This window comes from Neorhizobium petrolearium, from assembly GCF_017873175.1.
GTDB lineage: Bacteria > Pseudomonadota > Alphaproteobacteria > Rhizobiales > Rhizobiaceae > Neorhizobium > Neorhizobium petrolearium.
This window is the reverse complement of record NZ_JAGGJW010000015.1, coordinates 106,696-130,425: the sequence shown is the minus strand read 5'-3', so window position 1 is coordinate 130,425 and position 23,730 is coordinate 106,696. Positions and strand designations below refer to the sequence as shown.

Annotated in this window: 15 protein-coding genes; 13 read left to right on the top strand and 2 right to left on the bottom strand. The window is 63.3% G+C overall.

From position 1 onward, the window contains the following. Positions 1–10 precede the first annotated feature (10 nt). The gene (locus J2046_RS25870; RefSeq protein ID WP_210056736.1) at positions 11–2,086 is read left to right on the top strand and encodes an ATP-dependent helicase; all 2,076 of its coding nucleotides are present in this window, start codon (positions 11–13) and stop codon (positions 2,084–2,086) included. 96 nt (positions 2,087–2,182) lie between these two features. Then, positions 2,183–2,893 (top strand): alpha/beta fold hydrolase, encoded by a 711-nt coding sequence (locus J2046_RS25865; protein WP_210056735.1) that lies wholly within the window; start codon positions 2,183–2,185, stop codon positions 2,891–2,893. A 117-nt stretch (positions 2,894–3,010) separates the two neighbouring features. Here the strand turns inward: J2046_RS25865 and J2046_RS25860 are convergent, their stop codons facing one another. Both J2046_RS25860 and J2046_RS25855 read right to left on the bottom strand, forming a co-directional pair. Beyond that, positions 3,011–3,730 (bottom strand): DUF1003 domain-containing protein, encoded by a 720-nt coding sequence (locus J2046_RS25860; protein ID WP_210056733.1) that lies wholly within the window; start codon positions 3,728–3,730, stop codon positions 3,011–3,013. A 1-nt stretch (position 3,731) separates the two neighbouring features. Next, a complete protein-coding gene (locus J2046_RS25855; RefSeq protein ID WP_233470292.1) occupies positions 3,732–5,507 on the bottom strand; it encodes an ABC transporter ATP-binding protein/permease in 1,776 nt (591 codons plus the stop codon). A 171-nt stretch (positions 5,508–5,678) separates the two neighbouring features. Between J2046_RS25855 and J2046_RS25850 the strand changes: the two genes are divergently transcribed. The 11 genes from J2046_RS25850 to glgC all read left to right on the top strand — a co-directional run bounded on the left by J2046_RS25850 (position 5,679) and on the right by glgC (position 23,729). After that, entirely contained in the window at positions 5,679–6,299 is a 621-nt protein-coding gene (locus tag J2046_RS25850) for a TetR/AcrR family transcriptional regulator (RefSeq protein ID WP_210056731.1), read from the top strand. Next, positions 6,296–7,261 (top strand): HlyD family secretion protein, encoded by a 966-nt coding sequence (locus J2046_RS25845; protein ID WP_210056729.1) that lies wholly within the window; start codon positions 6,296–6,298, stop codon positions 7,259–7,261. The genes J2046_RS25850 and J2046_RS25845 overlap by 4 nt, the downstream gene beginning before the upstream one ends. A 26-nt stretch (positions 7,262–7,287) precedes the next feature. Then, the gene (locus tag J2046_RS25840) at positions 7,288–8,223 is read left to right on the top strand and encodes an ABC transporter ATP-binding protein (protein WP_411828555.1); all 936 of its coding nucleotides are present in this window, start codon (positions 7,288–7,290) and stop codon (positions 8,221–8,223) included. Beyond that, positions 8,220–9,386: an ABC transporter permease gene (locus tag J2046_RS25835; RefSeq protein WP_210056727.1), complete on the top strand. Its 1,167-nt coding sequence runs from the start codon at positions 8,220–8,222 to the stop codon at positions 9,384–9,386. The genes J2046_RS25840 and J2046_RS25835 overlap by 4 nt, the downstream gene beginning before the upstream one ends. 138 nt (positions 9,387–9,524) lie before the next feature. Further along, positions 9,525–12,863, top strand: coding sequence for a transglutaminase family protein (locus J2046_RS25830; protein ID WP_210056725.1), 3,339 nt, complete (start codon positions 9,525–9,527; stop codon positions 12,861–12,863). Between the two features lie 9 nt (positions 12,864–12,872). Beyond that, positions 12,873–15,284: a circularly permuted type 2 ATP-grasp protein gene (locus tag J2046_RS25825; protein WP_210056723.1), complete on the top strand. Its 2,412-nt coding sequence runs from the start codon at positions 12,873–12,875 to the stop codon at positions 15,282–15,284. Then, positions 15,284–16,165 carry a transglutaminase family protein gene (locus J2046_RS25820; RefSeq protein WP_210056721.1) on the top strand — a complete coding sequence of 294 codons (882 nt, stop codon included), beginning with the start codon at positions 15,284–15,286 and terminating at the stop codon, positions 16,163–16,165. The genes J2046_RS25825 and J2046_RS25820 overlap by 1 nt, the downstream gene beginning before the upstream one ends. 136 nt (positions 16,166–16,301) lie before the next feature. Further along, entirely contained in the window at positions 16,302–17,567 is a 1,266-nt protein-coding gene (locus tag J2046_RS25815; RefSeq protein WP_210056718.1) for a TadE/TadG family type IV pilus assembly protein, read from the top strand. Between the two features lie 202 nt (positions 17,568–17,769). Next, a complete protein-coding gene (locus J2046_RS25810) occupies positions 17,770–20,232 on the top strand; it encodes a glycogen/starch/alpha-glucan phosphorylase (protein WP_210056716.1) in 2,463 nt (820 codons plus the stop codon). After that, on the top strand, positions 20,232–22,448 hold the full coding sequence (gene glgB, locus J2046_RS25805) for a 1,4-alpha-glucan branching protein GlgB (RefSeq protein ID WP_210056715.1): 2,217 nt from the start codon (positions 20,232–20,234) through the stop codon (positions 22,446–22,448). The genes J2046_RS25810 and glgB overlap by 1 nt, the downstream gene beginning before the upstream one ends. An 18-nt stretch (positions 22,449–22,466) precedes the next feature. Next, positions 22,467–23,729 carry a glucose-1-phosphate adenylyltransferase gene (gene glgC / locus J2046_RS25800; RefSeq protein WP_210056714.1) on the top strand — a complete coding sequence of 421 codons (1,263 nt, stop codon included), beginning with the start codon at positions 22,467–22,469 and terminating at the stop codon, positions 23,727–23,729. Position 23,730: the final 1 nt, after the last annotated feature.

The window sequence follows — 23,730 nt, the reverse complement described above, 5'->3', positions numbered from 1 at the left end:
GGAAGCAGGAATGCCAGCAGTCGCCTATCTGGAAAAATTGAATGACGCGCAGCGGCGTGCGGTGGAGCACGGATCGGATGTGCCGAAGGGCGGGCCGGCAGGCCCCCTGCTCGTTATCGCCGGCGCGGGCTCCGGCAAGACCAACACGCTCGCCCACCGGGTCGCGCATCTGATCGTTTCCGGCGCCGATCCGCGCCGCATCCTGCTGATGACGTTTTCCCGCCGTGCGGCCTCCGAAATGGGCCGCCGCGTCGAACGCATCTGTTCGCAGGTGCTTGGACCCAATGCCGCGATCATGACCGATGCGCTGGCCTGGGCCGGCACCTTCCATGGCATCGGGGCGAGGCTCCTTCGCATGTATGCCGAACAGATCGGCCTCGATCCGGATTTCACCATCCACGATCGAGAGGATTCCGCCGACCTGATGAACCTCACGCGCCACGAGCTCGGCTTCTCGAAGACGGAAAGCCGTTTCCCGACCAAGGGCACCTGTCTGGCGATCTATTCCCGCGCGGTCAATTCCGAAACGCCGCTGGACGAGGTGCTGAAATCGCATTTCCCCTGGTGCTCCGCCTGGGAAAAGCAGCTCCGCGAGCTCTTCGCCTGCTATGTCGAGGCCAAGCAGGCCCAGAACGTCCTCGATTACGACGATCTCCTGCTCTATTGGGCGCAGATGATGAGCGAACCGGCGCTGGCGGAAGATGTCGGCGGCCGTTTCGACCATGTCCTTGTCGACGAATACCAGGACACAAACCGGCTGCAGTCGTCGATCCTGATGGCGATGAAACCCGGCGGCCGAGGCTTGACCGTCGTCGGCGACGACGCCCAGTCGATCTATTCGTTCCGGGCAGCGACGATCCGCAACATCCTCGATTTCCCCGGCTCCTTCGATCCGCCCGCCGATATCGTCACCCTCGACCGCAACTACCGTTCGACCAATACCATCCTCGCCGCCGCCAACGGCGTCATCGAGCTTGCCCGAGAGCGCTTTACCAAGAACCTCTGGACCGAACGGCAATCGGAGGAGCGCCCGCGCCTCGTCGCCGTCCGAGACGAGACCGAACAGGCGAACTACATCGTCGAGAAGATCCTCGAAAACCGCGAAACCGGCATGACCTTGAAACAGCAGGCCGTGCTTTTCCGCGCCTCGCATCATTCCGGCCCGCTGGAGGTGGAACTCACCCGCCGCAACATCCCTTTCGTGAAGTTCGGCGGCCTGAAATTCCTGGATAGCGCCCATGTGAAGGACATGCTGGCGGCGCTGCGCTTCGCCCAGAACCCCCGCGACCGCGTCGCAGGCTTCCGCCTGATGCAGCTGATCCCCGGCATCGGCCCGCAGACGGCGGGAAAGATCCTCGACGCCATCGCCGCCGATCCGGAGCCGCTGGCGGCTTTGCAGGAAATCCCCGCCCCGCCGCGTTCGGGCGCCGACTGGCCGGCCTTCGTCGACATGCTGGCCTCCCTGAAACAGGGTACTGCCGGCTGGCCTTCGGAGATCGGCCTTGCCCGGCTGTGGTACGAGCCGCATCTTAACCGCGTCCACGAGGATGCCGAAACCCGCAAGGCCGATCTTTTGCAGCTCGAACAGATCGCGAGCGCCTATACGTCCCGTGAACGTTTCCTGACCGAACTGACGCTCGATCCGCCGGATGCGACCAGCGCCGAATCCGGTACGCCGCTGCTCGACGAGGACTATCTCATCCTCTCGACCATCCATTCCGCCAAGGGCCAGGAATGGCGCTCGGTTTTCCTCTTGAACTGCGTCGACGGTTGCATTCCCTCCGACCTCGGCGTCGGCTCAACTGCCGAAATCGAGGAGGAACGCCGGCTCCTCTATGTCGCCATGACGCGGGCGAAGGATTACCTCCACCTCGTCACCCCGCAGCGCTTCTTCGTCCACGGGCAGAACGCCCAGGGCGACCGCCACGTCTATGCCGCGCGCACACGCTTCATTCCGGCAACACTCCTGCAATTCTTCGAGACGACGTCCTGGCCGGTGGTCGCGCCCATGTCAGACGCCGAACGCCAGGCCCGCCATCAGGTCCGCATCGACGTCACCGCCCGAATGCGCGGCATGTGGCGCTGATTTCATCCCCGTTTGTCCCCTCTCCTGTCGCATTGACTCATATCATGCCCGGTGGGAAACAACCGGCATCGTTCCGATGTCGTGGGAGGGGATCGAATGACCGGCCGCAGGATAGTCTTAGTGCAGGGGGCCTGGGGATCGAGCGCGAGCTGGACGCCGGTCGCCGATCTTCTGCGGGGCTTAGGCCATCAGGTCTTCGTGCCGAGCCTGACTGGGCTTGGCGAACGCACCCATCTCTTTTCCGGCGCGATCAATCTCGAAACCCATATCGCCGATGTTGCGGGCCTCATTGAAGCCGAAGGCCTGGAAGAGTTCGACCTCGTCGGCCATTCCTATGGCGGCATGGTGATCACCGGCGTCGCCGACCGTTTTTCAAGCCGCATCCGGACCCTCATCTATCTCGACGCCTTCCTGCCGTCGGACGGCCAGTCGGCGCTCGACCTTCTCGGCCCGGAAATCGCGCTTGCCAATCTCGCCCAGGCAGGCGAACTCGGCGGCGTCGCCGTGCCACCCCCGGCCCGCCACGCCACCCGCGTGCCGGAGCCCCTGAGGCATTACATGACCAGCCGCTCGCCGCATCCCTTCGCGACCATGATCCAGAAAATCAGGCTGACCGGCGCCCACGAAACCATCGCGAAACGGCTCTACGTCTCGGCCAATATCGATCAGGCTGCACTTTTCTCCGGCATCTACAAGCGCCTGAATGCCGATCCCGGCTGGATGTCGATGGAAGTGCCGAGCGGCCACATGCTGCAGCTCGAAATGCCGGACGAGGTCGCCCGGATCATTCACGAGTTTATCGGGTGAGCGAAACGCTCACCCCTCGGGACGTTCATCTTCCTTGCAGAAATAGTCTCGATATCGCGAGCGCCATGCAGGATGATGCGTTCGATGCGGACATCTTCGCCTGACAGATGACAACCGTCATTCCCGCTCCCGCCCGCCTTGGCGCAGTTCCAGAAGCTCGATCTGGATCTGCTGCAGCTCGGCCAGCCGCTCCCATTGCTTGGCCATCTGGTGGTCGATCTTCTCGTGGAGCTGGCGGATTTCAAGCTCGGCGCGCAGGTTGATCATGTAGTCGTTCTCGGCCCGCAGGCGGTCCTTCTCTTCCTGCCGCCGCTGGCTCATCATGATCACTGGCGCCTGCAGCGCCGCAACGCATGACAGCACAAGGTTCAGGAGGATGAAGGGAAAGGGATCGAAGGGGGTGGCGAACAGGCCGGAAATGTTGAGCGCCATCCATGCCAGCAGGACCGCGATGAACAGCAGGATGAAGGTCCAGGAGCCGCCGAAGGAGGCCACCTTGTCGGCAACCCGCTCACCGAAGGTCAGATTGCGGTCGAAAATGACGGCGCCGGCCTGCACCGTCGAAGCCCCCTTCTCGAAACTGTCGAGCACCTGGCGGTCGAGTTGGGAAAGCTCGCCGCGCTCCTCGTCCAGCAGCTTTTCCACATAGCGGCGCCGGAAATGGCCGAGATCCTCGTCGCAGATCAAGCTTTCGGCGGCGCAATCCTTCACTTCCGCGGCGATCATTTCGTAGAGATGCGGCCTCAGATAGCCGATCCTGTGCAGCTTCCACTTGGGAAAGGTCCGACCGCAGACGATGCACTGCCCCGTCTTGGCCGATGCCGGATGTCTGTTCATGTCACGCCTCTACATTCCTGATCTCTGCGCGCGCCGCAAGCGGCGCCAGATGGAAGAGCCGCGGCGAGAATTTCTTGAGGAAATCTTCCGAGCGGCCGATATAGATCAGCGTCGAGCCTGTAAGGTCGGCCAGCACGGTCAGAAGCTGTTCGTTGGTGTGAGGTTCCAGGCCTTCCAGTACGTCGTCCATGACGAGCCAGTCCGGCTTGCGCAAGACCGCATTGGCGACCAGCAGCGACACTTCCTCGTCCTTGTCGAGCAGCCGGTCCCAGCGCTCCACGTCGTCCAGCCGGTGGACGAGGCGCCGCAGCCCCACCCTTTCGAGCATTTCGGCCAGCATGTCGTCGTCCACGTCCGGCAGGCCGTGCGGATAGGTTAACACATCGCGCAGCTTCGCCGTCGGCAGATAGCCCTCCTGGGGCACGAAGATCATGCTTCCAGCCGGCGGCAGGCCGATTTCACCCTGCCCCCAGGGCCAGATATGCGCGAGTGCCTGGAAGAAGAGGTGCCGGTCGGCTCCGGGATCGCCGTTGATCATCACCCGCTCGCCCTGCCCGATGAAGCACTCGCCTTCCCGCACCCGGACACCGTTCCCCGGCCCGCCGAGGTCGGGATTGGCGAAGACGCTCAGCCCGCAGACGCTGATCCTCCCATCGGCCTGGTTCTCGTGATAGGTGATGACCTTCTCCCCGGTCGCAGGCACGTCCATGGACAGGAGTGCATTGCGAAAGGAGGAGACGCGCGTCAGCGTCGCACGCCAGTCGGCGATGACGCCGAAATTGTTGACATACCATCTCAGCGCCTGATTGACCTGATTGAAGGCGCCGACCGCCATCATAAGTCCGCCGAAGGAAAGATCCCCGGAAAAATACATGGGCGATGCGATGATGATCGGCGCGACGAGTGCCAGCCAGCCGAAGCCGGCGGACACCCAGGTGAGATTGGTCAGCGCCCAGGCGACCTGCCGGAGCATTTCGAGCACATTGTCGATCGCCAGATGCACCCTCTCGCGCTCGTTCGCTTCCCCGCGCGCAAGCGTGATAGGCTTCATGTTCTCGTTGGCCCGCATCAACGCGGCGCGCAGGTCGGCTTCGCGGGCGTAGCGCTCGGCGTTGAGCCGCGGCAGCCGATCGCCCACCACGTTGCTGAGCCATGAGCCGACGAGCGCGTAAAAGACGGTTGCCCAGACCATATAGCCGGGGATGAAGACCGTCCTTGCGCCGAAATGGAACGTGAAATCCGAGGAGATCGCCCAGAGCACGCCGATGAAGCTTGCAAGCAGGATGGTCGAATTGACGAGCCCGATCGCCAGCGCTGTCGTGTTTTCGGCGAGGATGCGCGTATCCTCGTGCAATCGCTGGTCGGGATTGGCCGCGATCGCACCCGCCCTTGAGAGCTTCATTGCACGGCCGGGCACGAGCCAGACATCGGATAGATCCCGCGCCAATCCTTCGCGCATCCGCATCGCGGTGATCTGGTTCAGCCAGGTCTGAATGACGTTCAGCAGCGTCAGGCTGAGCGCGATGACGGCGAAGACCACAAGCTGGTTGAGGAACTCGGGCATGTCCCGACGCTCCAGCGCATCGTAGAAAGGCCCGTTCCATTCGTTCAGACGATATGTCGCATAGGTGGTCGCGAAGATCACGATGAGCAGCGCCGCCGTCAGCACCAGAACGCGATTGCGAACCGGCGCCTTCCAGAAAGCGCCGACCATCATGCGAAACTGGCCGCCCAGGGGAAGCTCGTAGGCTTGAAGAATCACCTTACTGTCCGTCATCCTTTGCCGCTCTTTTTCGTAGTGCCGATATTTGTGGCTTCATAACACGCTTAACATAGTCATTCATTGATATGGCTACCTCTCCCGACGTTGCCCCAATGACTTTTGTTTGCATGCGGATGTGATCCATGATAATGACTGTCCAGTCAGTCATCAATACGTCGAGCCGACATGGCAGCGAAGAGAAGAGAAAAGCGCGATCCGCAGCAGCGAAAGGCGGATATCCTCGGCGCTGCCCTGGCCCTGTTTGCCGAACGCGGTTTTGCCGCCACCCGCATGGAGGATGTCGCGATCCGCGCCGGCATTGCCAAGGGCACGGTCTACCTGCATTTCCCGGACAAGGAAGCGCTGTTCATCGAGCTTGTTTCGGGCATCGCCTCGCCGATCCTTGGCGAGATCGAAGGGCTGGTGCAGAACGAGGCGACCCAGCCGCGGCTCGCCGTTTCGCTATTCTACGCCCTCTTCAGGCGCGAAGTGCTGGAGACCGAACGGCGACATCTGCTTCGGCTGGTCCTGGCGGAAGGCCCGATGTTCCCGGGCGTGACGGAATTCTACCACCGCGAGATCATCTCGAAGGGCCTCGGCGTGCTGCGCATCCTCCTGCACCGAGCCGCCCGGCGTGGCGAACTGCGCAATCCGGCGATCGCCGAAGTGCCTCAGCTCGTTATTGCGCCGGCTTTGATGTCGATCATCTGGTCGACCCTCTTCGAGCGCTACGAACATCTCGACACGCAAAAGCTCTTCGACACTTTCCTCGACACGCTCTTCCTGCCGGAAAGGGCAGCACAATGAAACGCATCCTTGCCGTCGTCCTCGCCGCCGCCGCCGCGCTCGCGGTACTCCCTTTCCTGCTCGCCGGAAGCGGCGATCGCGCTTATCAGGGCTGGGTCGAGGCGGACACGCTGTTCATCGGCGCGGAAAGCGCCGGACGCCTGACGGCGCTCGATGTCGCCGAGGGACAGGACGTTGCCGCCGGCGCGCCGCTCTTCAGGCTGGATGCGTCGAGCGAGGAGGCAGCCGTCGCCGCCGCCCGCGCCGCCCTTGCCCGCTCTCAAGCCGAGCTTGATCTGGCCGAAGCCGCCCAGAAACGGCCCGAGGAGATCGACGTTCTGCGCGCCTCCGAACGCGAGGCCGTCGCCCGCCTGGAACTCGCCAAACAGGATCTCGATCGCACCCGCGTCCTGGTGGAGCGCGGCACAGCAACCCAGGCGAGCCTCGATACGGCGATCGCCACGGAAGCGGCCAACCGCGCCGCTCTCGACAGCGTCCGCAGCGAGATCACCCTCGCCAACCTGCCCGTCCGCGATGAGCAGCTCCGTCAGGCGCGCGAGGCCGTCGCCGCCGCGAAGGCCGATCTCGCATCGGCCGAAGCCGCGCTTGCCAAGCGTTCCGTCGCGGCCCCGGCTGCCGGCAGCATCGAGACCCTCTATTACCGGCTCGGCGAGGTCGTGCCCTCGGGCCGTCCCATCGTCGCGCTCCTGCCGCCGGAAAACGTCCGCATCCGCTTCTTCGTGCCGGAAACCGAGATTGCAAGGCTGGCGCTCGGCCAGGCAATCCGCGTCGCCTGCGATGCCTGCGAGCCGGCGGATGCGAAGATCAGCTTCATCTCCGGCACGACGGAATACACGCCGCCGGAAATCTACAGCCTCGAGGAGCGCGCCAAGCTCGTCTATCGCGTCGAGGCGATCCCGGCCGATCCGAAATCCTTCCGCCCCGGCCTGCCGGTGGATGTCTCGGCGGGGGCCCGGCCATGACCGAGGCAACCATGACGGACCCGATAATGACCGTCGAAGCCCCGGAAACGGTAATCGACGTCCACCACCTGACCAAGAGCTTCGGCGGCCGCAAGGTGGTCGACGATGTTTCCATGTCCGTCAGGAAGGGCCGCATCCACGGCTTCCTCGGCCCAAACGGTTCCGGCAAGACGACGACCATCCGCATGCTCTGCGGGCTTCTGACGCCCGACAGCGGCGACGGCACCTGTCTCGGCTTCGACATTCTCACCGAGAGCGACCGCATCCGCCGCCGCGTCGGCTACATGACCCAGAAATTCTCGCTCTACCAGGACCTCTCGATCCGCGAGAACCTGGAATTCGTCGCCCGCGTCTACGGCCTTTCAGACCCACGCGGCAAGGCGAGCGCGGCGATCGAGCGTCTTGGCCTGAAAGGCCGCGAAAAACAGCTCGCAGGCGAGCTTTCCGGCGGCTGGAAACAACGGCTTGCGCTCGGCGCCTGCATATTGCCGGAACCCGCCCTGCTTCTCCTCGACGAGCCGACCGCCGGCGTCGATCCCCAGGCGCGCCGCGATTTCTGGAACGAGATCCATGCGCTTGCGACGGAAGGCCTCTCGGTGCTGGTCTCCACTCATTACATGGACGAAGCGGAGCGCTGCCACGAGATCGCCTACATCGCCTACGGCAAGCTTCTCGCCGAGGGCACGGTGGACGAGGTGATCGCCGCCACCGGCCTTTCCACCTGGACGGTGTCCGGCCCGGAGGTCCACCGTCTCCAGCAGGAACTGGAAAAGCTGCCGGGCATCGACATGATCGCCCCCTTCGGCACCAACCTGCATGTCGCCGGCCATGACGAGGCAGCCCTCGAACGGGCAATCGCGCCTTACCGCGACCGCGCCGGCCTCAAATGGGAAAAGGATGCGCCGACCCTCGAAGACGCCTTCATCGACCTGATGCGCCGCTCGCAGGACAATTTCTCATGACGGTGCCTTCACACGAGACAAGGAACAACAACAATAACGGCGGCATATCCTTCGGGCGCTTCTGGGCGATGACGATCAAGGAGTTCATCCAGATGACCCGCGACCGGGTGACGCTCGCCACCATGATCATGATCCCGGTCATGCAGCTTTTCCTGTTCGGCTTCGCGATCAACACCACGCCGCACAACCTGCCGACCGCCGTCTTGATGCGCGAGAATACCGATGTCGGCCGCTCGATCCTGGCCGCCCTTGAAAACACCGATTTCTTCCAGATCCGCACCGTCATCACCCGCGCCGAGGACATGGACGAACTGCTGGAATCCGGCCGCGCGCTTTTCGTCGTCGAAATCCCGGAAGGATTCGAGCGGGCGCTCCGCCGTGGCGAGACCCCTGCCCTGCTCGTCGCCGCCGACGCCACCGATCCGGTCGCGTCGAGTTCGGCGCTCGGCGCACTGTCCGGCATCATAACCACGGCACTTGCCAACGACCGGCAGATCGAGTTTTCGGAACCCACCAAACCGGCCTTCAAGGTCATCCAGCACCGCCGCTACAATCCGGCCGGCTCCTCGACGCTCAATATCGTGCCCGGCCTGCTCGGGACAATATTGACGATGACGCTCCTGATCTTCACCGCGCTTTCGGTGACCCGCGAGACAGAGCGCGGCACGATGGAGAACCTGCTCTCCATGCCGATCACGCCGGTGGAGATCATGCTCGGCAAGATCACCCCTTACGTGCTGATCGGCCTCATTCAGGCGCTGATCATCATCGCCGCCGGCATCCTCGTCTTCCGGGTGCCGATCGTTGGCCATCCGGCCTCGCTTGCCGCCATCACCGGGTTGTTCGTCGTCGCCAACCTGTCGATCGGCTATACGTTCTCCACGCTCGCAACCAATCAGTTGCAGGCCGTGCAGATGGCGATGATGTTCTTCCTCCCGAACATATTGCTCTCCGGCTTCATGTTCCCCTTCGCCGGCATGCCCCAATGGGCACAGTGGATCGGCGAGGCCCTGCCGCTCACCCATTATATCAGGGTCGTGCGCGCGATCATGTTGAAGGGCGCCGATATCGGTGTGCTCGCCTACGACACGGCAACACTTGCCGGCCTGATGCTCGTCGCCATGTCGATCGCCGTCACCCGCTTCCGCCGGACGCTGGACTGACCCGAGGCGCGGATCCGGACGGAACAGGACAAGCACTAAATCCACCTTGCATTATTTTCATGCAGCGCACAAAATCCTTGCAATCATCATCGATCGGCCAGTGAGCTCAGGCTCTTCGAACGGCCGGCAAGGGGCACAATGGCGATCAAGGCGAGCATCTATCACCTCACCCATTACAAATACGACCGACCCGTCCGTCTAGGACCGCAGATCATCAGGCTGAAGCCCGCCGCCCATTCCCGCACCAAGGTGCTCAGCCATTCGCTGAAGGTGACCCCTTCCAACCATTTCGTGAACCTGCAGCAGGACCCCTACGGCAACTATCTCGCCCGCTACGTCTTTCCCGATCCGGTCACCGAACTGAAGATCGAGGTCGATCTCGTCGCCGACATGACGGTCTACAATCCCTTCGACTTCTTCGTCGAGGAGGAGGCGACCAGATGGCCGTTCGACTATCCCGAAACGCTGGTCGAGGACCTTTCGATCTACCGCAAGCCGGAGCCGGCAACGCCCCTCCTGCAAGCCTTCGTCAATTCGATCGACCAGTCTCCCGACCAGCCGACGGTCGACATGATCGTCGGCCTGAACGCCCGCCTTCAGAAGGAGATCGGCTATGTGATCCGCATGGAGCCCGGCGTCCAGGCGCCGGAGGAGACGCTTGCGACCGCGAGGGGCTCCTGCCGTGACACGAGCTGGCTGCTCGTGCAGTTGCTGCGCCATCTCGGTTTTGCCGCCCGCTTCGTCTCGGGCTACCTGATCCAGCTGACGCCGGATCTCAAGGCCCTCGACGGTCCGTCCGGCACCGAGGTCGATTTCACCGACCTGCACGCCTGGGCGGAGGCCTATCTTCCCGGCGCCGGCTGGGTCGGCCTCGACCCCACCTCGGGCCTCCTGACCGGCGAAAGCCATATCCCGCTTGCCGCGACCCCGCATTACCGCAATGCCGCACCGATTTCGGGTGGCTATTACGGCGAGGCCGAGACGGATTTCGCCTTCGACATGCGGGTCGCCCGCGTCGCCGAGCATCCGCGCATCACCAAGCCCTTTTCCGACGAATCCTGGGAAGCGCTGAACGATCTCGGTGAGCAGGTCGACCGCGTCCTCCAGGCGCAGGACGTGCGGCTGACTATGGGCGGCGAGCCGACCTTCGTGTCGATCGACGATTTCGAATCCGACGAGTGGAACACAGCCGCCGTCGGCCCGACCAAGCGGGAGAAGGCCGATGCCCTGATCCGCCGGCTGCGGGAGCGTTTCGCGCCGGGCGGCTTCCTGCATTACGGCCAGGGCAAGTGGTATCCGGGCGAAAGCCTGCCGCGCTGGACCTTCTCGCTCTACTGGCGCAAGGACGGCCAGCCGATCTGGCGCAATCCGGACCTGATTGCCGAGGAAGGAAGCGATCGCGACGTTATCGAGGACGATTCCGCAAGGCTCCTGACGGCGATTGCCGGCGAGCTCGGCATTGATCCCGATTACGTCGCGCCGGCCTTCGAGGACCCGGCCGAATGGATCATCAAGGAAGGCAGCCTGCCGGAGAATGTCGATCCGTCCAATTCCAAGCTGAAAGACCCGGAGGAGAGAAGCCGCATCGCCCGCGTCTTCGAGCGGGGCCTGACGCGGCCGACCGGCCACGTGCTCCCCGTCCAGGTCTGGAACGCCCAAGCCAGGGGAACGGCAAGCGGCCGCCGCTGGGTGAGCGAGAAATGGCGTACCCGCCGCGGCAGGATCTTCCTCGTTCCCGGTGACAGCCCGGTCGGTTACCGCCTGCCGCTCGGCACGCTCCCTTACGTGCCGCCGTCGCAGTTTCCCTATATCCACGAGGCCGATCCCTTCATCCCCCGCGGCCCCTTGCCGGATGTCTTCGTCCCGAGCGGCCGTGCCATGCCGGAGGCCTCGTTCCAGGCGGACGAAACTGCAATTCAGGACCGTGTCGAACAGACCCTCGGCGACATCGGCGGCGCCGTCCGCACCGCCATTTCGGTCGAGCCGCGCGACGGTCGCCTCTGCGTCTTCATGCCGCCAACCGAGCGGATCGAGGATTATCTCGAATTGATCGCGGCGGCGGAAAACGCGGCGGCCGCGCTCGGCCTCGCTGTCCATATCGAGGGCTATGCGCCGCCGCACGACGAGCGCATCAACGTCATCCGCGTCGCCCCCGATCCCGGCGTCATCGAGGTGAATATCCACCCCGCCGCGAGCTGGAGCGAGACGGTCGGCATCACCACCGCGATCTACGAGGAGGCCCGCCAGAGCCGGCTCGGTGCCGACAAGTTCATGATTGACGGACGCCACACCGGCACCGGCGGCGGCAACCATGTCGTGGTCGGCGGAGCGAACCCGAACGACAGCCCGTTCCTGCGCCGGCCGGACCTTCTGAAGAGCATCGTGCTGCACTGGCAGCGCCATCCCTCGCTTTCCTATCTCTTCTCCGGCCTCTTCATCGGCCCGACCTCCCAGGCGCCGCGCATCGACGAGGCCCGCCACGATTCGCTCTACGAGCTGGAGATCGCGCTTGCCCAGGTGCCGCCGCCCGGACGGGGCATGCCGCCGCTACCATGGCTGGTGGACCGCCTGTTCCGAAACCTGCTGGTCGACGTCACCGGCAATACCCACCGTTCGGAAATCTGCATCGACAAGCTCTTCTCCCCGGACGGCCCGACCGGGCGACTCGGCCTGATCGAATTCCGCGGCTTCGAAATGCCGCCGAACGCCCGCATGTCGCTTGCCCAGCAGCTTCTCGTGCGGGCGCTCATCGCCCGCTTCTGGAAGAACCCGATCGATGGCAGGTTCGTCCGCTGGGGCACGGCGCTTGCCGACCGTTTCATGCTGCCGCACTACATCTGGGCCGATTTTCTTGATGTACTGGCCGACCTGCGCGAAAACGGTTTCGATTTCCGCCCCGAATGGTTCAAGGCACAGCTCGAATTCCGCTTCCCCTTCTTCGGCGAGGTGGAATACGAGGGCTCGAAGCTGGAACTCCGCCAGGCGCTCGAACCCTGGCACGTGATGGGCGAGCAGGGGGCGATCGGCGGCACGGTGCGTTACGTCGATTCGTCGGTCGAACGCCTGCAGGTCCGGCTGGAGACCTCCAACCCGTCGCGCTACACGGTCGCCTGCAACGGCCGCGCCGTGCCGCTGAAGGAAACCGGCGCATCCGGCGTCTCGGTGGCGGGCGTGCGTTTCAAGGCCTGGCAGCCGGCGTCCGGCCTGCATCCGGTCCTGCCGGTTAATACGCCACTCACCTTCGACATTTATGATACATGGTCCGGCCGTTCGATCGGCGGCTGCATCTACCATGTTGCCCATCCGGGTGGTCGCAACTATGAGACCTTCCCGGTCAACGGCAACGAGGCGGAAGCACGCCGGCTTGCCCGGTTCGAACCATGGGGGCATACGGCGGGGCGCTACGCGCTGATGCCGGAAGCGCCCTCGCCCGAATTCCCGCTGACGCTCGACCTGCGCCGGCCGCAAGGAGTGTAAGAGAAGTCGATGTCCAAGGCACCGGCAACCGGACTGGCAAATGAAGAGAGGGTCGCCACCGATCCGATCCTCGGTTATGCCGCGCTGCCGGGCATCGCCGACGAGATGCTGGATGCCGGTGGCCAGATCAAGCCGGTCTGGCGCAACCTGATCTCGCACCTGAGCCGCATGCCGGAGGCGGAGCTCCACGAGCGCTTCGCCCGCGCCGACCGCTACCTGCGCGATGCCGGCGTCTTCTACCGCACCTATGGCGCACAGGGCAGCGGCGAGCGCAACTGGCCAATCTCCCATGTCCCGGTACTGATCGACGGCAAGGAATGGGAAGCGGTCTCGAAGGGGCTCGTCCAGCGCGCCGATCTTCTCGAAGCCATCATGGCGGATATCTACGGCGACAACAGGCTGGTGCAGGAAGGCATCCTGCCGCCGGCGCTGATCGCCGGAAATTCCGAGTTTCTGCGGCCGCTGGTCGGCGTCAAACCGGTTGGCGGCCATTACCTGCATTTCTGCTCCTTCGAGATCGGCCGCGGCCCGGACGGCAACTGGTGGGTGCTCGCCGACCGCACCCAGGCGCCCTCGGGCGCCGGCTTCGCGCTGGAAAACCGTGTCGCCACCACCCGCGCCTTTTCCGACATCTATGCCGAAAGCCATGTCCACCGGCTCGCCTCCTTCTTCGGTGCCTTCCGCGATGCGCTCCAGGCCCACAAGCAGTATCCGGAGGACCGGATCGCGGTGCTGACGCCGGGACCGGCCAACGAGACCTATTTCGAGCACGCCTATATCGCCCGCTATCTCGGCTTCATGCTTCTGGAAGGCGAGGATCTGACCGTCGTCAACAATCGCGTCATGGTCCGCACGGTCGCCGGCCTGAAGCCAATCGGCGTGCTCTGGCGCCGCCTTGACGCTTCATATGCCGACCCGCTGGAGCTCAATCAGAACTCCCATATCGGCACGCCCGGCATGGTGCAGGCGCTGCGGGCCGGCGCGCTCGCCTTCGTCAATGCGCTGGGCTCCGGCATCCTGGAAACCCGCGCGCTGCTCGCCTTCATGCCGACTGTCTGTCGCCGGCTCACCGGCGAGGACCTTCTCATGCCCTCGATCGCCACATGGTGGTGCGGCCAGAAGAACGAGCGCGACCACGTCGCCGGCAATATCGAGCGTATGGTCATCGGCCCGGCCTATTCCAGGCTTCCCTTCTTCGACGACAACGGCCAGTCGGTGCTGGGCTCCTCGCTGCGCATGACGGCGAAGGACGCGGTCGGCGACTGGCTTGCGACCGAGGGCGCCAAACTGGTCGGTCAGGAGGTCGTGACGCTCTCCACCACCCCGGCTTACGTCAACGGCAAGCTCACCCCGCGACCGATGTCGCTGCGCGTCTTCGCCGCCCGCACCGAAACCGGCTGGCAGATCATGCCGGGCGGCTTTGCCCGCATCGGCTCGGGCGACGATGTCGCTGCGATCGCCATGCAGGCCGGCGGAGCGGCGGCCGATGTCTGGATCGTCTCGGACAAGCCGGTCGCACGCCCCACGCTGCTTCCGCCGGAGGAAAGCTTCACCCGCAACATGCCGGGCAGCCTGCCGAGCCGCGCCGCCGACAATCTCTACTGGCTCGGCCGCTATATCGAGCGGGCCGAAGGGGCGCTGCGCATCCTGCGCGCCTGGCACCTGCGCTATGCGGAATCGGCCGATCCCGAACAGCCGCTGCTCGCCGACGTGACGCATTACCTCAAGGGCATCGACATCGACATGTCGAAGGCCGTGCCGGTTTCGCTCCTGCGCAACATCGACAGCGCCATCTATTCGGCGAGCAACATCCGCGACCGTTTCTCGCCCGACGGCTGGCTGGCGCTGACCGATCTCGCCAAGACCGCCCGCCGTTTCCACGATGCCGTTCAGCCGGGCGACGATGCCAGCCACGCGATGACCATCCTGCTCCGCAAGCTTGCGGGCTTTGCCGGCCTCGTGCACGAGAACATGTACCGCTTCACCGGCTGGCGTTTTCTGTCGATCGGCCGGCATCTCGAACGCGGTCTGCACATGACCCGCCTGCTCGGCCATATGTCCGGACCGGATGCGCCCGACGGTTCGCTCGACATGCTGCTCGAAATCGGCGACAGCGTCATGACCCATCGCCGCCGCTACAACGTCAACACGGCGCGGCTGACGGTCGCCGACCTGCTCGCGCTCGATCCGCTCAACCCGCGCTCGATCCTCTTCCAGTTGAACGAGATCCGCACCGAGGTGGAGCAGTTGCCGAACGCCTTCGTCAACGGCCAGATGTCGCCCTTCTACCGCGAGGCGATGCGGCTGCATTCCGGGCTTGCCGTCATGACCCCGGAGGCGATGAACCAGGAGGTCTACCTGAAGCTCGAACAGGAGATGGAGAGGCTGTCCGATATCCTCGGACGGACCTATTTCAGCTGATGCTTTACGACCTCTCCCTCCACATGGGTTATGTCTATGACGTGCCGGCCACCGGCGCCCGCCACCTGATCCGTGTCCTGCCGCTTTCGCTGCCCGACCGGCAGCGGCTGGTGGCCGGCTCGCTGACCGTGATGCCGAACGCCGAGGAGAAGGCGACCTTCATCGATTTCTTCGGCCAGCAGGCGACTTCGGTTCTACTGCGCGCGCCGCACGAGCGTCTCGACATCCGCATGCAGGCCCGTGTCATGGTGGAACCTCAGCCTTTGACGGCCGATCTCTCGCCGGAACTCGACGCGCTCAGGGAGGAACTGACGCGCCTCTGGTCGGTCGATGCCTCTTCGCCGCATCACTTTGCCGCTCCGAGCCCGCGTCTACCCGAAGAGCCGCAGATCGCCGCCTATGCCCGCGAGATCGCCAGGCCCGGCCAGACGGTGCGCGAGATTGCCGCTGCGATCTGCGCCCGCATCCACAAGGACTTCACCTACGATACGAAGGCGACCACGGTCGACACCACGCCGAAGGAGGCCTTCCGCCTCAAGCGCGGGGTCTGCCAGGATTTCGCGCATGTCATGATCGTGGCGCTTCGAAGCCTCGGCATCCCGGCCGGCTATGTCTCCGGCTTCCTGCGCACCATTCCGCCGCCCGGCAAGGAACGGCTCGAAGGGGCGGATGCCATGCATGCCTGGGTGAGGGTGTGGTGCGGCGAGACCATGGGCTATGTCGAACTCGACCCCACCAACAACATTCCGGCCGGCAGCGACCATATCGTCGTGGCCTACGGCCGCGACTATGCCGACATCGCCCCGGTCATCGGGGTTCTGAAGGGTTACGGAAGTCAGAAGGCCGTCCAGGCGGTCGACGTCGTCCCGCTGAAATCCTGACCTTCCGCCCCGTTTTGATGCTAATTCATTGAAATCGCTAAAATTGTAGCGATCCGCTTAGCCCTTCCTATACCCGCATCCGGTAAAACGGGTCCCATGGGTGTTCAAATGAATTGAACGGGGCTGAAGGGCGACGATGAAGCACACTCTCTTTTCGCGGCTGATGAAGGACCGCGCCGGCAATTTCGGTATCATGACGGCCGCCATGCTCCCGGTCCTTCTGGGCGTTGCGGGTTTTGCGATCGATCTCACGCACGTCATGGACGAGAAGACACGCCTGCAGGCGGCCGCGGACGCGGCCACTCTTGCCGCCGCATCCGCCATGTCCGATGAGGGCGACATGAGTCAGTCGGAAGCAGAGACGTTGATGACGGACTTCTACGTCGAGCAGGCTGCACAGGAGATCAACAGTTCCGACATGACCGATGCTCAAAGGGCGGCAGCCTTGGAGGAGCTTAGGCGGAACACCGAGGCCACGGCAATGATGACGGTCGCCTCGAACACCACGACCAGCTATGACGTTCGTCTCAAGACGAGCTATGACGTGCCGCTCAGCGGCTTGAGCGCGGTTCTCGGGTTCAAGAAAATGACCATCAGCATCGAAAGTCAGTCTGCGAGCGCCCGCGAAGGCAACGCCCTGTCCATGTATCTGGCGCTTGACGAATCCGGCTCCATGGCCTGGAATACGACGACGATCAATCCCGCCCAGCCGACGAAACAGGAAGCCTATAACTGCGGCTCCACCTGGAATGGTTACTACTGGCAAACCAAGACCTGCTACAGAACCATCGACAACTACCTGACCAAGATGCAATCCCTCAAGACCGCGGCTGGCGTCATGTTCGATGAACTGGACAAGGCCGATCCTGATGGGGAACTGGTCCGCGTCGGCGCAGATTCCTATGACGACAAGAGCAAGGCCGAGCAGAAGATCAACTGGGGAACCACCAAGGTTGCCACTTATGTGGAGAACCTTCCGGCAGTTCCCGACGGCGGCACCGACGCCAGCGGCGCGCTGACCTATGCCTTGAACGCATTGAAAAAGGCAAACAGCACCGAAAAGAACGCCCATGACGGGAAGGGCAATACCAGCTTCGAGCGCTTCATCGTTTTCATGACCGACGGCGAGATGACCGGCAACAGCAGCTCGTGGAACTCCACGATCGACGCCAAGGTGCGCGGCATCTGCGACCAGGCCAAGGCGGACAAGGACACGGCCGGCAACGGCATCAAGATCTACACGATCGCCTTCATGGCTCCCGACAAGGGCAAGTCTCTGCTGAACTACTGCGCCACTGGTCCCGACTATTACTACGAGCCGGACGACATGACGCAGCTCGTGCAGAGTTTCGGCGAGATCGCCCGCAAGGCAGCCAAGACGGCTACCCGCCTGACGAACTAAGTTTCGACACGAACGCACTGCAAAAACGCCCTGCCCTTGCCGGCGGGGCGTTTTGCTTTGCGCGGGCAGAATAACGGGGCCGAGCAAAAATAAAACGAGCATTGCAAGCGCGTCATAACGGTGCATAAACTGTAGCCATACACCGTGCCGGATGGACTGAATCGGACGCTATCCTCCCGCTCCACCAGAAAGTTGGCGATATATGAACAGAACGTCTCCCACCGTTGAAATCCCCCAGCCGGCTCCCCGCAGTTCCCGCCCCGAAATCATGGCGGAAGAGATCATCGAGCGCCTGACCTACCGCATCGGCAAGGACGCCAAGGTGGCGAAGCCCCACGACTGGCTGACGGCGACGATCCTGGTGGTGCGCGACCGCATCATCGACAAGTGGATGGAAAGTACCCGCAAGGTCTACCGCACCGGCGACAAGCGCGTCTATTACCTCTCGCTCGAATTCCTGATCGGCCGGCTGATGCGCGATGCCGTCACCAATATGGGCCTGATGACGGAAATCCGCGACGCGCTTGCCTCGCTCGGCGTCGATATCGACGTGATCGCCGGCCTCGAACCGGATGCGGCGCTCGGCAATGGCGGCCTCGGCCGTCTTGCCGCCTGTTTCATGGAGAGCATGGCGACGGTCGACATCCCGGCTTACGGCTACGGCATCCGTTACGTCCACGGCCTCTTCCGCCAGCAGATGGCAGACGGCTGGCAGGTGGAACTGCCGGAAACCTGGCTTGCCCACGGCAACCCCTGGGAATTCGAGCGCCGGGAAAGCTCCTACGAGATCGGCTACGGCGGCACGGTCGAGACGGTCGGCGGTTATGACGACCCGTCCCGTTATGTCTGGAAGCCGGCCGAACGCGTCATCGCCACGGCCTATGACACGCCGATCGTCGGCTGGCGCGGAAAGCGCGTCAACACGCTGCGCCTCTGGTCGGCCCAGCCGATCGATCCGATCCTGCTCGACGCCTTCAACGCGGGCGACCATATCGGCGCGCTGCGCGAGAGCAACAAGGCGGAAAGCCTGACCCGGGTCCTCTATCCGGCGGACGCCAATCCGGCTGGCCAGGAACTGCGCCTGCGCCAGGAGTTCTTCTTCTCCTCCGCCTCGCTTCAGGACATCTTGCGCCGCCACCTGCAGCAATATCCGGATTTCACCAACCTGCATGAAAAGGTGGCGATCCAGCTCAACGACACCCACCCAGCCGTGTCGATCACCGAGATGATGCGCCTTTTGACCGACATCCACGGCATGGATTTCGAGCAGGCTTGGGAAATCACCCGTCAGACCTTCTCTTACACCAACCACACGCTCCTGCCGGAAGCGCTGGAAAGCTGGCCGGTGCCGCTCTTCGAACGGCTTTTGCCGCGCCATATGCAGATCGTCTACGCGATCAACGCACAGATCCTGCTGGAAGCCCGCAAGCAGAAAAGCTTCTCCGACACCCAGATCCGCTCGATCTCGCTGATCGACGAGAACGCCGAGCGGCGTGTGCGCATGGGCAATCTCGCCTTCGTCGGCTCGCATTCGGTAAATGGCGTCTCGGCGCTGCATACCGACCTCATGAAGGAAACCGTTTTCGCCGACCTGCACACACTCTATCCGGCCCGCATCAACAACAAGACCAACGGGATTACGCCGCGCCGCTGGCTGATGCAGTGCAATGCCGGTCTGACCTCGCTGATCGAGGAAGCGATCGGCGACAAGTTCCTCGATGATACGGAGGCGCTCAAGGCGCTCGATGCTCACGCCGATGACCCTGCCTTCCAGGAGAAATTCGCCGCCGTCAAACGAGCGAACAAGGTGCAGCTCGCCAATCTCGTCGGCAGCCGCATGGGGATAAGGCTCGATCCCTCCGCCATGTTCGACATTCAGATCAAGCGTATCCACGAATACAAGCGCCAGCTTCTGAATATCGTCGAGGCCGTCGCGCTCTACGACCAGATCCGCTCGCATCCGGAACTCGACTGGGTGCCGCGTGTGAAACTTTTCGCCGGCAAGGCGGCGCCGAGCTATCACAACGCCAAGCTGATCATCAAGCTTGCCAACGACGTTGCACGCACCATCAACAACGACCCGGCGGTGCGTGGCCTCCTGAAGGTCGTCTTCGTGCCGAACTACAATGTCTCGCTCGCCGAGATCATGGTTCCGGCCGCCGACCTTTCCGAGCAGATCTCCACGGCCGGCATGGAAGCCTCCGGCACCGGCAACATGAAGTTCGCTCTGAACGGCGCGCTGACAATCGGTACGCTCGACGGCGCGAATGTCGAGATGCGCGATTACGTCGGCGAGGACAATATCGTCATCTTCGGCCTCAAGGCCGACGAAGTCGCCAAGGTCCGCGCCGACGGCCACAACCCGCGCGCCATCATCGACAGGTCCCCCGAACTCGCCCAGGCGCTGAACGCCATCGCATCCGGTGTTTTCTCGCCGGACGACCGCTCACGCTTCTCCGATCTGATCGATGGCATCTACAATCACGACTGGTTCATGGTCGCCGCCGATTTCGACGCCTATGCGGCGGCCCAGCGCAGTGTTGACCAGCTCTGGCTCGACCCTAAATCCTGGTATTCGAAGACGATTCGAAATACCGCCCGGATGGGATGGTTCTCCTCTGACAGAACTATTCGCCAATACGCGTCGGAGATCTGGAGAGCCTGATGACGAAATCGCCGCGCGTCCTCGATGACGGAAGAGCCCCAGGCGAAATTCCATCATCCGAGATCGAGGCGATTTTGGAAGGCAGGCACGCCAATCCCTTCGCCGTTCTCGGGCTTCACAAGCTGAAGGACGGCTTCAGGGTCCGCTGCTTCATTCCAGGCGCCGAAGCCGTCACCGCGCTCTCCCTCAACGGAACGGAGCTCGGCGAACTCACCTGCCGCCACGAGGCCGGATATTTCGAAGGCCCCGTCAACGCCTCCCACCTCCAGCCGGTCCGTTACCGCGCCCGCCGCGGCGACAACGAATGGGCCGTCACCGACCCCTACAGTTTCGGTCCGGTGCTCGGTCCGATGGACGACTATTTCGTCCGCGAGGGCTCGCACCTGCGCCTCTTCGACAAGATGGGCGCCCATCCGATGAAGCACGAGGGCGTAGAGGGCTTCCATTTCGCCGTTTGGGCGCCGAACGCCAAACGGGTCTCCGTCGTCGGCGATTTCAACAACTGGGACGGCCGTCGCCACGTGATGCGGCTGAGGGTCGATACCGGCATATGGGAAATCTTCGCGCCGGACGTCTCCGCCGGCTCGGCCTACAAGTTCGAGATCGTCGGCAAGAACGGCAAGCTCCTGCCGCTGAAGGCGGATCCCTATGCACGCCGCGCCGAGATGAGACCGGACACCGCCTCGGTCACCGCACCGGAACTCCTGCAGAAATGGGAGGATGCGGCCCACCGCGAATTCTGGGAAAAGGCCGACCATCGCCGCCAGCCGATCACCATCTACGAGGTGCATGCGGGCTCATGGCGCCGCAAGCCGGACGGCTCCTTCCTCACCTGGGACGAGCTCGGCGCCGAACTCATCCCCTATTGTGTCGACATGGGCTTCACCCATATCGAATTCCTGCCCATTACCGAACATCCCTATGATCCCTCCTGGGGCTACCAGACGACCGGGCTCTTCGCGCCGACCGCCCGTTTCGGCGAGCCGGAAGGTTTCGCCCGCTTTGTCAACGGCTGCCACAAGGTCGGCATCGGCGTCATCCTCGACTGGGTGCCCGCGCATTTCCCGACGGATGAGCACGGTCTGCGCTTCTTCGATGGCACCGCTCTTTACGAACATGCCGATCCGCGTCAGGGATTCCACCCGGACTGGAACACCGCGATCTACAATTTCGGCCGCATCGAGGTCCTCTCCTACCTGATCAACAACGCGCTCTACTGGGCGGAGAAGTTCCATCTCGACGGCCTGCGTGTCGATGCTGTCGCCTCCATGCTCTACCTCGACTATTCGCGAAAGGAAGGCGAATGGGTGCCGAACGAATATGGCGGGCGGGAGAACCTGGAAGCCGTCCGCTTCCTGCAGAAGATGAACACGCTCTCCTATGGCGCCCATCCCGGCATGATGACGATCGCCGAGGAGAGCACCTCCTGGCCGAAGGTTTCCCAGCCCGTCCACGAAGGCGGCCTCGGCTTCGGCTTCAAGTGGAACATGGGCTTCATGCACGACACGCTGAGCTATCTGGCGCGCGAACCCGTCTACCGCAAACACCACCACAGCGAGATCACCTTCGGCCTCATCTACGCCTTCTCGGAAAATTTCGTGCTGCCGCTCTCCCATGACGAGGTGGTGCATGGAAAGGGCTCGCTGATCGCCAAGATGGCCGGCGACGACTGGCAGAAATTCGCCAACCTGCGCGCCTATTACGCCTTCATGTGGGGTTATCCGGGCAAGAAGCTGCTCTTCATGGGCCAGGAATTTGCCCAATGGTCGGAATGGAGCGAGGCCCGCGAACTCGACTGGAACCTTTTGGCTTACCATCCGCATGAAGGCATGCGCCGCCTGATCCGGGATCTCAACTTCTGTTACCGCTCCAAGCCCGCGCTGCATGCCCGCGACTGCGAAGGCGACGGCTTCCGCTGGCTGATCGTCGACGATGCGGAAAATTCCGTCTTCGCCTGGCTGCGGATGGCGCCGGGAGAAAAGCCGGTGGCGGTGATCAGCAACTTCACCCCCGTCTATCGGGAAAACTTCCGCATCCCCTTGCCAAACGAGGGAAGATGGCGGGAAATTCTCAATACCGATGCCGAAATCTACGGCGGCAGCGGCAAGGGCAATGGCGGCCGCGTTCAGGCGGTAAACGCGGGAGGAGCCGTCCATGCCGAAGTCACGCTGCCGCCGCTGGCAACGCTGATGCTGGAACTGGAACAACAGGCCTAGTGGAATAGGGAGGAGAATATGAACGAGAAGCGAATTCAGCCCCTGTCGCGCGACGCGATGGCCTATGTGCTGGCGGGCGGCCGAGGGAGCCGCCTCAAGGAACTGACCGACCGCCGCGCCAAGCCGGCCGTCTATTTCGGCGGCAAGGCACGCATCATCGATTTCGCGCTCTCCAATGCCCTGAATTCCGGCATCCGCCGCATCGGCGTCGCGACGCAATACAAGGCCCATTCGCTGATCCGCCACATGCAGCGCGGCTGGAACTTCTTCCGCCCCGAGCGCAACGAAAGCTTCGACATCCTGCCCGCCTCGCAGCGCGTTTCGGAAACGCAATGGTACGAAGGCACCGCCGACGCGGTCTACCAGAACATGGACATCATCGAGGCCTACGCGCCCGAATACATGGTCATCCTCGCCGGCGACCACGTCTACAAGATGGACTACGAATACATGCTCCAGCAGCATGTCGATTCCGGAGCGGACGTCACCGTCGGCTGCCTGGAAGTGCCGCGCATGGAAGCGACCGGGTTCGGCGTCATGCATGTCAACGAAAAGGACGAGATCATCGCTTTCGTGGAAAAGCCCGCCGATCCGCCGGGCATTCCGGGCAATCCGGAATTCGCGCTTGCGTCGATGGGCATCTATGTCTTCCATACCCGGCTCCTCATGGAAGCCCTGAAGCGCGATGCCGAAACGCCCGGCTCCAACCGAGATTTCGGCAAGGACATCATTCCCTATATCGTCAGCAACGGTAAGGCGGTCGCCCACCGCTTCGCCAATTCCTGCGTCCGCTCCGATTTCGAACGTGAGCCCTACTGGCGCGACGTCGGCACGGTCGATGCCTATTGGCAGGCCAATATCGACTTGACCGCCGTCACGCCCGAACTCGACATCTACGACAAATCCTGGCCGATCTGGACTTATGCGGAAATCACCCCGCCGGCCAAGTTCGTGCATGACGACGAGGATCGCCGCGGTTCGGCCATCTCCTCCGTCGTTTCCGGCGATTGCATCATCTCCGGCTCGACGCTTTACAACAGCCTTCTCTTCACCGGCGTGCGCGCCAATTCCTATTCCCGCCTTGAAGGCGCCGTCATTCTCCCGAATGTCCGCATCGGCCGGCGTGCGCAGCTTCGCAATGTCGTCATCGATCACGGTGTAACCATTCCCGAAGGACTGGTCGTCGGAGAGGACCCGGAACTCGATGGGAAGCGCTTCCGCCGCACCGAGAACGGCATCTGCCTGATCACTCAGGCGATGATCGACAAACTGGATTTATGAG